10 protein-coding genes are annotated in these 13,729 nt (G+C 64.3%); 3 read left to right on the top strand and 7 right to left on the bottom strand.

Features of this window, described 5'->3' with window-relative positions:
- Window positions 1–109 precede the first annotated feature (109 nt).
- Window positions 110–1,564 carry an aldehyde dehydrogenase family protein gene (locus tag DSC91_RS31745; protein ID WP_115782471.1) on the bottom strand — a complete coding sequence of 485 codons (1,455 nt, stop codon included), beginning with the start codon at window positions 1,562–1,564 and terminating at the stop codon, window positions 110–112.
- Window positions 1,565–1,772: 208 nt separating this feature from the next.
- On the opposite strand from DSC91_RS31745, the gene DSC91_RS31735 reads away from it, so the two are divergent.
- A complete protein-coding gene (locus tag DSC91_RS31735; protein WP_115782469.1) occupies window positions 1,773–2,144 on the top strand; it encodes a cupin domain-containing protein in 372 nt (123 codons plus the stop codon).
- 150 nt (window positions 2,145–2,294) lie between these two features.
- Here DSC91_RS31735 and DSC91_RS31730 read toward each other — a convergent pair whose 3' ends face one another.
- The 3 genes from DSC91_RS31730 to DSC91_RS31720 all read right to left on the bottom strand — a co-directional run bounded on the left by DSC91_RS31730 (window position 2,295) and on the right by DSC91_RS31720 (window position 6,695).
- Window positions 2,295–3,686 (bottom strand): NAD(P)/FAD-dependent oxidoreductase, encoded by a 1,392-nt coding sequence (locus tag DSC91_RS31730; RefSeq protein ID WP_115782468.1) that lies wholly within the window; start codon window positions 3,684–3,686, stop codon window positions 2,295–2,297.
- Between the two features lie 165 nt (window positions 3,687–3,851).
- The gene (locus DSC91_RS31725) at window positions 3,852–5,456 is read right to left on the bottom strand and encodes a purine-cytosine permease family protein (protein ID WP_115782467.1); all 1,605 of its coding nucleotides are present in this window, start codon (window positions 5,454–5,456) and stop codon (window positions 3,852–3,854) included.
- A 267-nt stretch (window positions 5,457–5,723) separates the two neighbouring features.
- The gene (locus DSC91_RS31720; protein WP_115782466.1) at window positions 5,724–6,695 is read right to left on the bottom strand and encodes a LysR family transcriptional regulator; all 972 of its coding nucleotides are present in this window, start codon (window positions 6,693–6,695) and stop codon (window positions 5,724–5,726) included.
- 155 nt (window positions 6,696–6,850) lie between these two features.
- Here DSC91_RS31720 and DSC91_RS31715 point away from each other — a divergent pair, with 155 nt between their 5' ends.
- Window positions 6,851–8,251: an NAD(P)/FAD-dependent oxidoreductase gene (locus DSC91_RS31715; RefSeq protein ID WP_229758117.1), complete on the top strand. Its 1,401-nt coding sequence runs from the start codon at window positions 6,851–6,853 to the stop codon at window positions 8,249–8,251.
- A gap of 49 nt (window positions 8,252–8,300) precedes the next feature.
- On the opposite strand, the gene DSC91_RS31710 is transcribed toward DSC91_RS31715, so the two are convergent.
- A complete protein-coding gene (locus DSC91_RS31710) occupies window positions 8,301–9,194 on the bottom strand; it encodes a LysR family transcriptional regulator ArgP (RefSeq protein WP_115782465.1) in 894 nt (297 codons plus the stop codon).
- Between the two features lie 97 nt (window positions 9,195–9,291).
- On the opposite strand from DSC91_RS31710, the gene DSC91_RS31705 reads away from it, so the two are divergent.
- Window positions 9,292–9,930, top strand: coding sequence for a LysE/ArgO family amino acid transporter (locus tag DSC91_RS31705; protein WP_115782464.1), 639 nt, complete (start codon window positions 9,292–9,294; stop codon window positions 9,928–9,930).
- 15 nt (window positions 9,931–9,945) lie between these two features.
- On the opposite strand, the gene DSC91_RS31700 is transcribed toward DSC91_RS31705, so the two are convergent.
- Window positions 9,946–10,845, bottom strand: a complete 900-nt coding sequence (locus DSC91_RS31700; RefSeq protein ID WP_115783575.1) for an alpha-amylase family protein — start codon at window positions 10,843–10,845, stop codon at window positions 9,946–9,948.
- A 70-nt stretch (window positions 10,846–10,915) separates the two neighbouring features.
- Window positions 10,916–13,465, bottom strand: coding sequence for an NfrA family protein (locus DSC91_RS31695; protein WP_115783574.1), 2,550 nt, complete (start codon window positions 13,463–13,465; stop codon window positions 10,916–10,918).
- Window positions 13,466–13,729 lie beyond the last annotated feature (264 nt).

Below are 13,729 nucleotides of genomic sequence, written 5' to 3'. Positions count from 1 at the left end.
AGATTGGAATGGCCATCGGACAACTGCCGGCGCGGCGCAAGGTACGTCAATGAAGCACGCCACTGAAGCACGCCATTGAGTCACATCACCGGCCGGCCGTCACGCAGACTCAACTCGCGTAACCCACCACGCCCTTGATCTCCAGAAAATCCTCGAGGCCGAATTCGCCATACTCGCGGCCATTGCCCGATTGCTTGAAGCCGCCGAACGGCGCATCGGGGCTGTAGTCCGCATAGTTCAGATAGATCGTGCCGGTGCGCAGGCGCTTCGCCACGGCGTGCGCGTGCTCGATCGAAGCGGATTGCACATAGCCCGCGAGGCCGTAGAGGCTGTCGTTGGCCATCGCGATCGCTTCGTCTTCGGAGTCGTAGCCGAGGATCGACAGCACCGGTCCGAAAATCTCTTCACGCGCGATCGTCATGTTCGGCGTGACGTTGCCGAACACTGTCGGGCGCACGAAGTAGCCGTCCTTCAATCCCTCGGGACGGCCTGGGCCGCCTGCCACCAGCGTGGCGCCCTCTTCGACGCCCACGCCGATCAGCCGCTGGATCTTGTCGAACTGCTGCTCGCTGATGACCGGTCCGAGATCGATGCCCTTCGCGTCCGCGGGACCGACGACCAGCACTTCAGCCGCTTCCTTCGCGTACGCCAAGGCCTCGGCAAGGCGTGCGCGCGGCACGAACATGCGCGTGGGCGCATCGCACGACTGGCCGCTGTTGTCGAAACACGCACGGACACCGCGCATCACAGCGTGTTTCAGATCGGCATCTTCGAGAATCAGGTTGGCCGATTTGCCGCCCAGTTCCTGATGCACGCGCTTGACCGTATCCGCCGCGGCCTTGGCGACCTGCACGCCCGCACGCGTCGAACCGGTGAACGACATCATGTCGATGTCCGGATGACGCGACATCGCCTCGCCCACCGTTGCGCCTTCGCCGTTGACGAGGTTGAACACGCCGGGCGGCACGCCCGCTTCGTCGAGGATCTCGGCGAAGACGATGCCCGAGAGCGGCGCCAGTTCCGAAGGCTTGAGCACCATCGTGCAGCCGGCCGCGAGCGCGGGCACGACCTTGGTGGCGATCTGCAAGGCCGGCCAGTTCCACGGCGTAATCAGCCCGCACACGCCAACCGCTTCCTTGCGGATCACAATGCTGCTCTTCACGTACTCGAACTCGAACGTGTCGAGCGTGCGGATCATCGTCTCCAGATGCGCGACGCCGGTCCACGCCTGCGCATCGTTCGCATATTGCAGCGGCGCGCCCATCTCCCGGCTGATCGCATGCACCATGTCGTCGTAACGCTTGCGGTAGACGTCGAGGATCGCCTGCAGCAGATCGATTCGCTGCGCGATCGTGGTCTCGCTGTAGGCAGGAAAGGCACGCTTCGCCGCCGTCACGGCACGGTCGACATCGGCCGCGCTGCCGAGCGAAATCTGCGCGAACGCGGTGGCCGTCGACGGATCGATCACGTCGAGCGTGGCGGCCTTGGCCGCGTCTTGCGGGTTGACCGGGCCGACCGGGTCGACCCACTGGCCGTCGATATAAAACTGTTTGGCGTGTTGCATGGGCTTGTCCTTTACATGAATGGTTGGGTCAGACGTCGGGCCGACACAACGGCCGAGAGCGGTATCGAATGCTTTACATCGACGCCGCTCAATCTGAATGTCTTCAAATCGAAATTCATCGTTACGCAGCTTTGGCTCAGACTCCGGTTCTGCTTCGATGCCGTCATCGAAACCCTCGGCTTCGAATCGCACTAACCAGGAGAGACACATGAGCACCATCACTTTCACCCGCATCGACGCCAAAGGCCCCGGCGCTTCCGGCCTGAACCCCGCCCTGCACGATCCCGCCGACGTCATTCTCGAAGGCGCCAAGGCACCGCACGCCCTCAACGCCTTCTCCGACGCGACCAATATGCTCTCCGCAGGCGTGTGGCAATGCGATGCGGGCACGCTGAAGCTGGCCGACCTGCCGATCCACGAAGTCTGCGTGCTGATCGAAGGCGAAGTCGTCATCACCAGCGACGACGGCCGCAGCGAACGCTATGCCGCCGGCGACGCCTTCATCCTGCACAAGGGCTTCTCGGGCACGTGGCATATGCCGGTCGCGACCAAGAAGTACAGCATCGTGTACTGCGGTTGATTCATACTGCATCGCACCGTTGCTTCAACAAGAACCGCACCCCCGCACCTTAAGGTGCGGTACCCCCTAAGGTGCGGTTTTTTTATTCTGGCGGCAACCAATAAAAACCGCCAGGCACATCGATCACTACGGCAGCAGCGACAACGGCGACTACATCGGAAAGCCCAGCGCCTTGATCGAATTGATCCAGAGACGCCGCCAGCCGCCGCGATCGTCGGCGCCGTCGAACGCGTTGAAGGTAATCTTCGCGGCGATCCAGCGCAGCGGTTCCGGCGGAATGTACGACGGCCCCTTGCGCGAAATATCCAGCGACGTAATCAGCGTCTCGCGATTCCACAGCATGTCGAGACCCATCTTCGCACCGAAGCGGCTGCCCGCCACGCCGAAACCCGTATAGCCCGCGACAAACACGCTCTTGCCGCCGTGATAGCGGCGCGCGAACACGGCGCCGCGTGAGCAGTAGTCGATCGGGCCACCCCATGCATGCGTGAAGCGCACGTCGTCGAGTTGCGGGAACGTGCGGTAGAACGCTTCAGCGAGCTTGTAGTAGGTGCGCTCGTCACGATCCGCAGCCGGATTCGGATCGCCGCCGAAGTGATAGCTCACACGGCCGCCGAAGATGATCCGGTTGTCTCTGGTGAGACGGAAATAGTTGAGCTGCGTACGCGTATCGTAGATGCCCTGGCGATTGTTCCAGCCGATGCGCGCCATCTGCTCGTCGCTCAAAGGCGCGGTCGCGATGATGTGATCGCGCACCTGCATCACGCGCCGCCTGATATCGGTCACGCCCACATCCGCGGTGCCCGTGCCGAGCAGCACGCGTGGCGTGTCGATACGGCCCGCCTGCGTATGCACGATCATCGTCGCGCCGAGATCTTCGAGGCGCGTGATCGGCGAGTGTTCATGCAAACGCACGCCGAGCTTCAACGCGGCGGCCTTCAGGCCCCACGCGAGCTTCGCCGGATGAATCGTGCCGCTGCGATTGCGCGACCACATCGCGCCTGCGAACAGCGGTGAATCGAGTTGTTCGCGCGCGCCCTTGCTGTCGAGCAGAACGACATCGTGCCCATGCGCCACGTGCAGCTCGTAGTCGCCTTTCAGATGATCGAGATGCCCCGGATCGACCGCAACCGTCATCTCGCCGTTCCATTCGACGTCCGCTTCAATGCCGTAACGCGTCAACGACTCCTTGAAACCGTCGAGATTCTCCTGGCCCAGCTTTTCCAGCACGTCGAGATCTTGTGGAAAGACCCGCGTCGCATTCGGCAGGCCATGCATCACCGAGGTGGAAATGATTCCGCCCGGACGGCCCGACGCGCCGTAAGCCACCTTCCCCGCCTCGACCAGCACGACGTCGAGCGACGGGTCCGCTTCTTTTGCCTGAATCGCGGCCCACAATCCGGTAAACCCACCGCCAACGATCACCAGATCCGCTGAGGTCGGACCGATCAATTCCCGTTCGACTGCCGGTGCACGCGGATTGTCCAGCCAGAACGGAAACAGCTTTACACCTTCAAACGCGCGCTTTACTGACTCGCTCATCTTGTTTGCCTACTCAACTTGAATACCATTGCATTGACTGCTTGCCTGCATGATTGCTGCCTCGGTGCGGCCTCAGTGTCGCCGCGATACAGCTTGTCATGCCACCTCGACGCCGCCTCCGCGAAGTCCAACCGCACCTGCCCTGAGCGCCCTGGTCAATACGGCTCAACCCGCGTCCTGCGTGTCCAGCACGTCTTCGCGTTCGCGCCGCACGGCGCGCTGCTGCGTTTGCGTCCTCATGTGCGGCCCGCCAGCCTTAAGCTTGGTCGCCGGCACTACCGGATGCACGGTCACATTGCGCTGCGCCCCGCTACGCAACCAACGGCGGCCAAGCGGTCCATACACGCCATCCGGTTCGGGAAAGCACTGCAGCAACGCGATATACAACGCGCAGGCCAGCGTCAGCGAAACCGGCATGCTGATGTCGAGACCGCCGGCGAGCTGCCCGAGCGGGCCGACGAACTGATCCGGCAGATTGACGAAGCACAGGCCGACCACCGCGCTCGGAATCCACGCGCCCATCGCACGCCAGTTCCAGCCGTGCGTGAACCAGTAGTGGCCGCCACGGCCGCCGCGATTGAACACCTGCAGATCGTCGGACAGATAGAAACCGCGCCGCGTCACGAAGCCGATGATCATGATCACCATCCACGGGCAACTGCAGACGTTGATCAGCACCGAGAACGTCGACACGCTTTCGACCAGATTGAACGCGAAGCGGCCAAGAAAGATGAAGCCGATGGCGAGGCTGCCGATCAGCAGCGTGGCGCGCACGCGATTCAGAAACTTCGGGAACATGCTCGACATGTCGAGCCCGGTGCCGTACAGCGCGGTGGTGCCCGTCGACATCCCGCCGATGATCGCGATCAGACACACCGGCAGAAAGAACCAGTTCGGCGAGATCGCCAGCAGCCCGCCCACATAGTTATTCGATGCGATGAAATCCGGCGCCTTGCTGGCGATGATCGTCGCGGTGGCGAGACCAAAGAAGAACGGCACGAAGGTGGCCAGTTGCGCGAGCATCACCGCGAGGATCGTGCGCTTCTTCGGCGTGTTCTGCGGAATATAGCGAGCCCAGTCGCCGAGCGTGCAGGCAAACGACACCGGATTGCTCATCGCGACCAGCACGGCGCTCACGAACGCCGGCCAGAAACCCACCGAGCCGAATGCCACCTTGCCAGCGTACGCGCTATTGAACGGCCCGGCGAACGCCACGATGCCGACCACGAACAAGAGACTTGCCGCCCACACGGCGATCTTGTTGACCCACAGCATGAAGCGGAAACCGTAGACGCACACGGTCAGCACCAGCACCGCAAAAAGACCGTACGCGAAGCTCAGCGTCATCCAGTTGACCGGCAGGCCGAGCAGATGATTCGCGCCGCCCACGAGCGCGTCGCCCGAACTCCACACCGCCAGCGAGAAGAACGCGACGGCGGTCAACACCGCCAGAAAGGAGCCGACGATCCGGCCATGGATACCGAAATGCGCGCCCGACGAAACCGGATCGCTCGTGCCGTTGCGCGGACCGAACAGGCCCATCGGCGCGAGGATGCAGGAACCGATCACCACGCCGAGCACGATCGAATAGACGCCCGCCTTGAACGACAGACCGAGCAGCACCGGAAAACTGCCGAGCACGGAGGTGGAAAAGGTATTGCAACCGCCAAACAGCAAGCGGAACAGATCGATCGGCCGCGCATAACGCGAACGGTCCGGAATGCGTTCAAAACCGAATGTTTCGACTTGGGTGATGCTGCTACTGCTCATTGTCTCCAGCTCCTGTGACGGCCAGGTCGTTCACGATGGCTCGCCACGAAGATGCGGCGTCCACTTTTCTCAGATGTCTGGACGTCACTGTAAAGACAATCGGCGCGGGCAAAAATATCGCCCGCCCAACCTTTACTTCGATCGCGGGCGATGTAAGCGCAAATGACCGCCGCACAAGGCTCTACGGATGCAACCAAAGGCCGCGCGGGGACCTCATTCGGGTCCGCTCTCGCGCAAACGTCGAAGCAAATAGCGAGAATCCACCCTTCAAACCGGGCTTGCCTCACGCGCCTGACGGCGCCGCTTCGCCGCGGCGACAGTCGGCAGCGGCACCGGTACCGCGCCGGACATGCCGTGCTCGATCAGAAAATCGCGGAACAGGCCGGCGACATGCGGCAGACGTTTGTCGGATACATGCATCACGTACCAGTCGCGCTCGATCGGATTCGCGGGCAAGGGCAGCAACGCCAGCAAGCCCGCCTGAAATTCCAGCGAGCACGCATGCAGCGACAGAAACGCGATGCCCAGACCCGCCTCGACCAGTTGCTTGATTGCCTCGTTGCTCGAGAGTTCGGAACCGATATGCAGCTTGTGGCCGGCGAGTCGAAACAGATTCTCGACAGTCGAGCGCGTGCCCGAGCCTCGCTCCCGCACGAACAGATTCGCGGTTTGCAGATCGTCCAGCGACAGGCGCTTTTTCTTCATCAGCGCATGGGCGGGCGAGGCGACGAACGCCATCGGATGCCTGGCGAACGCCGTGGCCACCGTGCGCAATTCGCGCGGCGCGCTGCCCATCACCGCGAGATCGATCTCGTGCGTGGCGAGCATGCGGATGATGTCGGCGCGATTGCCGACCTTGAACTGCACCTTCACTTGCGGGCGCGATTCGGTGAAACGCACCAGGAACGGCGGAATCAGATATTCGGCGGTCGTGATCGCGCCAATGCGCAGCGTGCCGCCCTGCTCGCCTTGCAAGGCGGCGAGATCGTCCGCCGCGCCGTTCCATAGATCGAGGATTTCCAGCGCATAGCGCGCGAGGATTTCACCCGCCGCGGTCAACTGCACGCCACGGCCCACCCGCTGCAACAGCGGCGCGCCCGCGGCCTCCTCGAGCAGACGCACCTGAAGCGACACTGCCGGCTGCGTGAGCTTCAATTCCTCGGCGGCGCGCGACACGCTGCCGAGCTTCGCGACCGTATGCAAGGCTTTCAATTGACGAAACGTGGCAGCTTTTAACATAAGTTAAAACCTATATATCGTGCATAAACATTAAATTGTGCTGCGGTTTCTGCCGATTCTATACTGGCCCTGACAGATGGGGCCGGTGAATATCGGACATAGCCCCGAAATGCCTTCACCGGCTCAGCACGAATAACTTCAGGAGGATACGGATCATGGCAGCGATCGATCAGCAGGGAACCTCTACCGCGCAACGCAGGCAGCAACGGCAGCAAAAGACACAAGCAGCGCAAGCGGCGGCGCATCGCGTCGTGATCGTCGGCGGCGGAGTCGGCGGCCTTGGGCTCGCCACGCGGTTGTCGGAAACGCTGGGACGCGCCGGGCTCGCACAGATCGTGCTGGTGGATCGCTGGCCAACGCATTTCTGGAAGCCCTTGCTGCATGAAGCCGCGTCGGGCCAGCTCGATCCGGCCACACACCAACTGCAATATGCGGTGCAGGCGCAACGGCATGGTTTCGAATTCGAACAGGGTGAACTCGCCGCGCTCGATCGTACGAACCGGCACATCACACTGAATGCGCTCCACGATGCTGACGGCCGCGAAATTCTGCCGTCACGGCAGCTTGCATTCGATACGCTGGTGCTGGCCATGGGTAGCGTCACGCAATATTTCGGCGTGCCCGGCGCCGCCGAACACGCGTTGCCGCTCGAATCGGTTGCGCATGCGGAAGCATTTCGCCGCAAGCTGCTCGACGCCTGTCTGCGGGCGAACCATGCGCGCCGCGCGCGAACCGCGCAAGCCGACACGCCGGTATCGATCAACATCATCGGCGCTGGAGCGACGGGCGTTGAACTCGCCGCTGCGTTGCGCGATACGGTGCGCCTGCTGAACCGCTATAGCCAGTTTTCACTCGACCCCGTGCGTGATTTCCGCATCCGTCTGATCGAAAGCGGCGAGCGCGTGCTGCCCGCATTGTCCGAAACGATCTCGGCGCGGGCGCACAAGATGCTCGGCAGTCTCGGTGTCGACGTGTTGAACGCCACGCGCGTCACCGAAGTGCGCGCCGATGCCGTGCTGACCAACGCAGGCGCGCCGCTCGCCAGCGACATCGCGATCTGGACCGCCGGCATCGCCGGGCCGCCGGTGTTGCGCACGCTGGACGGTATCGCGGTGAATCGCAATGCACAGATGCAGGTGAACCGCACACTGCAATGCACGAACGACGCGAACATATTCGGACTCGGCGACTGCGCGGCCTGCCCCTCTTCTGAAAACGCGGACGCATTTCTTGCGCCGCGCGCACAAGTCGCGCATCAACAGGCGCTGTTTCTGGCGCGTGCGCTGAAGTGCAGGATCGAAGGTGAGCCCTTGCCGGAGTTCGTCTATCGCGATGCCGGCACGTTAGTCGGCTTCGGCCGCGAAGGCACGATCGGCAGCCTGAGCAACAGCCTGCTGACGCAGCCGGTGTTCGTCGACGGCTGGCTGGCGACCGCCGTCTACAAGCTGATCTATCGCCGTCACGTGATGACGTTGACCGGTTTCGCACGCATGGCGCTCGATTCGGCGAGCCACTGGTTGCGCCGGCGCGTGCATCCGGTGATCCGGCTGCACTGAAATTGGCGAGCGCGGGTGGCGTCCTGCAGAAACGCCGTCCGCGCGGCCGTCAATCGAGAAACTCCGCTGCCCGCTTGCGCAGCATCGCGCCGAAATCGTCGAGCCAGCCTATCGACAGGCGCCAGCTCTGCCAGTAAAGATCCACGTCGATATGCTTGCCGGGCGCCATGTCGACCAGCTCACCGCTGGCCAGATGCGGCGCGATCATCCGTTCGGGACACATGCCCCAGCCCATTCCCGTCACGCAGGCGCGCAAAAAACCGGCGACGTGTGGAATCCAGTGCAACGGCGGATCCAGTTCCGCCCGCGTGATGCGGCGCATGAAGCGTTTCTGCAATTGATCCTTCGGGTTGAAATCGACGCACGGCGCGCGCCGCAATGACTCGCGCGTGACGCCGTCGGCAAAATGGCGCTCGCGGAACGCCGGCGTGCATACCGCCAGATAACGCATCCGCCCGAGGCGGGTCGAGCGGCAGCCCTGCACCGGCTCCGCTTGCGTGGTGACCGCGCCTTGCACGCTGCCGTCGCGAATCCGCTGCGCCGTGTGGTCCTGATCGTCGATCACGAGATCAAGCAGCATTTCCCGGTCCACGCAGAACTGCGCCACCGCGTCGATGAACCAGGTGCCCACGCTGTCGTCGTTGACGGCCACACGCAGTGCCGGCCACGGTTCGACCAGCGCGCCGGGCAGCGCCGGCAGCCGGCCGGTCAGTTCCGCTTCCAGCAATTGCACGCGCTCGGTATGACGGCACAACAGCGCGCCCGAGGTGGTTGCGACACATGGCTGACCGCGCTTCACGAGCACGCTGCCCACCCGTTCCTCCAGCAGCTTGACCCGCTGGGAGACGGCTGAGGGCGTCACATTCAGTTCGCTGGCTGCACGGTCGAACGAGCCGTGCCGCACCACGGCGGCCAGCGCGTCGAGCAACGCATAGTCGAGCATTAGCGTTCCTTAATCGGCATTAAGTAAATTAGCTTCTCTTACGAGCAACAAAACTGCAGACTAGCCTCGTTCGCTTTCCCCGTCTACTGGATCGATTATGAATTGGCTGTCTTTTTCCCACGGTGCCGCCCTGTGCGCGTCGCTGATCGTGACGATCGGCGCGCAGAATGCCTTTGTGCTTCGGCAGGGCATCATGCGCTCGCACGTCGGCAAGATCGTCGCGCTGTGTGCACTGTCGGACTTCATCCTGATCGGCGCGGGCGTCGGTGGCGCGTCGGTTCTCGTGGAACGCTATCCGGTGTTCGTCCACGCGATGCTGTATGTGGGGCTCGCCTATCTGGCGTGGTTCGGCATCAACGCGCTGCGCCGCGCGATGCGACCGGGTCATGCGGTACTGGACGCCAATGCGGGCGGCACAGCGCCAGGCACGAGCGCGACAGCACCCGTGCAACGTGCGATGCCGATCGTCCTGATGACGTTGGCCTTCACGTGGCTCAATCCGCACGTGTATCTCGACACCTTCCTGCTGATCGGCACGGCCGGCGCACGCGAACCGGACGGCGCACGAGTGGCGTTCGCGCTCGGCGCGATGGCGGTGAGCGGCGTCTGGTTCATCGGTCTGGGTTATGGCGCCCGCGCGCTGGCGCCGCTGTTTCGCCGCGCGACGGCGTGGCGCGTGCTGGACGGCGCGATCGGCAGCATGGTGTTGCTGCTGGCGGTGACGCAGTTGCGCTGATCGCCGGCGAGCGCCCTACTTCTGCACCTGCTGCATGCCGAGCAGATCCTGCACGAGTTGCGCCGATACATAGTGCGGCCCGTCGAACAGATAGGTCCTATAGCCGCGATACGCGCGCAATTGCGGCAACAGTTCAGCAGCGGTCGCCGCGCGGAACGCGCCGCCCTGGGCGGGACGGAATGCCTCGGCAATGATCCGCACGCGGTCCTTGCCGAGCCGCGCCGCCAGTGCATCCGCATACTCGCGCGCGGCCGCCGGGCCACGCGCATAGACACCGCAGCCATCCTGCAGAAATACGCCGACATCGTGCGGCAGCCAGCCGTCCAGCCACGCGGCCAGCGCGGCGCCGCCGATATTCGAGTTGTCGTAGACGCTGATCCACAGCGGTCGCGGCAGCGTGTCGAGCAAAGGCGCGAGCGCGGCGGCATCCTTCCAGGTCGGATCGACTTCAACCGGAAAATAATAGCCATCGATGCGAACCGCGGGACGCACGGCCGCCAGTTGCTTCGATTGCTCGACCAGTCGCGCCGCCTGCGCACGCGCCGTGGGTTCGTCGAAACGTCCGGCGAGACCGACGATCACAGTGCGCGCCCACGGTTCGCCGGCAATCCGCGTCCAGTCCGGCAGACGTCGAGCCGTTTGCATGTCGGTGCCGGGCAGAAACGACGTGCCGTCCACCGCCGTCCATTGCACCAGCAGATCCGTCACGCCGAGGCGGTTCCAGTCGCCGTGCGGGTCGACATGATCGTCGTCGGGCTGCCAGACCACGCCCTGCGCCAACGCGCCGGCGTCGCCCGAACCTGGCGCCGAGCAGCCGTACACGAGCGCCGCGCACGCGCTCGCCGCGAGCAACGCGCGACGGCGTGGCGAAGCCGGCTCGCCCCCCCGGGTCTGAACCTCGTACGAATTACGCATTGTGCCGGCGCTGTGCTTTGAGATGAACGTCACGATAATCCTGAGCAAGTTGCACGCGATCCATCCGGAGTCAATACGAGTAGATCGCGCCAAAGAACACGCCGCGCGCACGGTCGTCGCCGGTGATCTTCAGGCGGTACTGCACCGACAGATCGACATACGAGCGCGGCGCGTCGTATTTGCTGTCGCGGAACCAGTAACGCGTCGAGATCCCGACGCCCGCACCGAGCGGAATGCTGTGGTCGACGCTCGAGTCGTAGTCCGCGCCGATCACCGCATACGGGAACACGGTCCACTTCGGACTGTAACGGTCCATGCGGAAGGTGCGGCCCAGTTCGAGATTGCTGGTCGCGTAGACCGATCCCGCGTTCAGATAGGCACCCGTTTCGGCGTAGATCTGCGCGGTCCACCATGACGGCACGTCCACCCGGCGCTCGATACCATAGCCGCCCGAGTACGCGAGCCGCGCGAGCCAGTCGGGCCTGGCCTGCGAGCCGATCGGAATGATCCGTTCGAAGGCGACGATCGCATCGATCTGCGAGAGCGGCTTGGCGCGCGCACCGACAGTGGCCTGCAAGGTATCGATGCCGCTCGCGCCGCCGTTCTTCACGCCGAAACTCTCATAGCCGCGTGCGTAGAGCTCGAACATCCGCTCGCCGAGGCTGCCGAATGGACGCCAGTAGGCCTCCACGCCGGCCTGCCAGTTGTTCGACGTCCCAGGCGTCGGCGACGACGCGTAGCCCGGCTGCATGCCCGCGCCGCGATAGTTCAGCGACGCGTCGAAGCCCCAGTCGCGGGTTGCCTCGGCGTGCGCGCTGCGCATTTCGTTCAGTTGCGCCGGTGTCGCCGGCGGCGTGTCGTCGGTCGGCCTGGTGCTCGCGTCGATCGCGCGCTCGAAGTACTGCGCGGCTTCGCGATTGCGGTGCGCGTGGACTGCTGCATAGCCTGCGTCGGCAGCGGCGCCGGCCGGCAGGGTGCCGGCCTTGTCGGCCGTGCTGAAGCGTTGGTATGCAAGCTTGTTGCTGCCGGCGCGTTGCGCGATATAGGCAGCCGTCATGTCGGGCATTGCGTCGAGCATGCCGGCATCGACCATCTTTTGCGCTTCGCGTGTCGCGGCGGCGGCATCACCGGCCGTGCTCAGCGCATTGATCAGTTCCAGGCGATGCTGTGGATCGTCCGGGGCTGCCCTGACCGCTTCGCGTGCATAGCCGAGCGCGCCGGCTTTGTCGTTCGCGGCGGCGGCGCTCGCCGTGGCACGCGCCGCGGTGAAACCCGGATCGGCTGCATAGACATCGCAGCTTGCGCCGAACTGATCCACTACGCAGTCGATCACCGGGCGCCGGGCAGGATCCAGCGAAGACATTGGGGCGACTGCGGCGTTGGTCGCGTTGGTCGCGTTGGTCGCGTTGGTTGCGTTGGTTGCGTTGGTTGCGTTGGTTGCGTTGGTTGCGTTCGCAGCGTTCGACTCCACCGCCCCATGCGCCAACAATTGCCGCGCCTGATACCGGCGCAGCGCAATGGGCGGATCGGTGTCGTCGCGATTCGTCTTCAGCGGCGCGAGCAGATCGAGCGCGCGCTGCGGCTGTCCTTCGGCGATCCACACGTCGGCGATGATCACGCGCGCCACGCGCTGGTTGCGCTGGGTTATGTCATTGGCATGCAGCGCTTTGGCGAAGTCCGCCTCGGCGTCGGTGCTGTTGCCCTGCGCGGCCCGCGTGTAGCCACGCAGCGTGAGCGGCATGATGTCCGTATCGTCGGCGGCGATAGCGGCGCTTGCCGCCGCTTGCACGCCCGCCAGATCGTTGGCGGCGAACAGCGCATCGATCAGCTGGATGCGGTAGCCGGCCCGATCCGGCGCATAGGCGACTGCCTCACGCGCGAGCGCAACGGCCTCTACGTAGTCGCCCTTCCTGCGCGCCGCAAACGACTCGCCGGACGACTTCGGCGCCAGACGGCCGCCGATGAAGCTGCGTCTCACGCGCAGTTCGTCGTTGTCGCCGAAACGTTGGATGGCATCGAGATCGGCGTTCCACGCCTCGGTGTCCTGACCCGCCGCGCTCGCCGCGTCGATCAGCAACAAGCGCAGGCGCAGCAGGTCGGGACGCAGCGAGATCGCTTCGTTCGCATACCTGACGGTGGCCGAAAAATCCTGCGCCGCATATGCCTTGTAGGCCTGCTGTGCGACCTTCAAGGCCGCGCCGGTCAGCGCGTCCGGGTTGCCCGGCTGCTGGCGGCCGGCGCGTGCGACCGCGCGGGTCGACACGTTCAGCGCGTCGATCTGCTTGCGACGCGAGACCAGCGCCGGATCGCGGCCGATCTGCGCGATCGCGTCGCCGAGCGAGCGGCTTGCTTCGCTATAACGGCGAAGCGCGGCGAGTGCGTTGGCGAGCAGCACCCGCAACGACACGACATCGGGGCGTTGGCGAATCGCCTCGCGCACCCGCGTGATCGCACCGGTGTAGTCGCCGCGTCCATAGGCGGCGTACGCTTCCTGCGCCACCCGATAGGCGGCGCCGCTCAACGGCAACGCATTGTGTTCGGATGGGACCGGCTGAGGTGCGGCCGCCGTGCTCTGCGCATACGCCGCTGCGCTGCTCAAGCACAACGCGCCGGCCACCATGGCCGCGATGGTACGCAGCGTCAATGCAGACACCGTAGTCGAAGTCCTGGTTGCGTCGCACCCGGAAGCGGCCGCCGTAATCGAAGTCGTAGTTGCAGTACACCGGTAAGCGGAAGCCGCAATCGAAGCCGTAGTTGCAGCGCACCGGTAAGCGGAAGCCGTAATCGAAGTCGTAGTTGCAGCGCACGGGTAAGCGGAAGCCGTGGTCGTAGCGCCCCCTGAAGCGGAAACGGCCGTTGAAGCCGAAGCCGCCAAAGAAGCGTG

This window comes from Paraburkholderia caffeinilytica (genome assembly GCF_003368325.1).
Classification (GTDB): domain Bacteria; phylum Pseudomonadota; class Gammaproteobacteria; order Burkholderiales; family Burkholderiaceae; genus Paraburkholderia; species Paraburkholderia caffeinilytica.
This window is presented reverse-complemented; position numbering and strand designations above follow the sequence as displayed.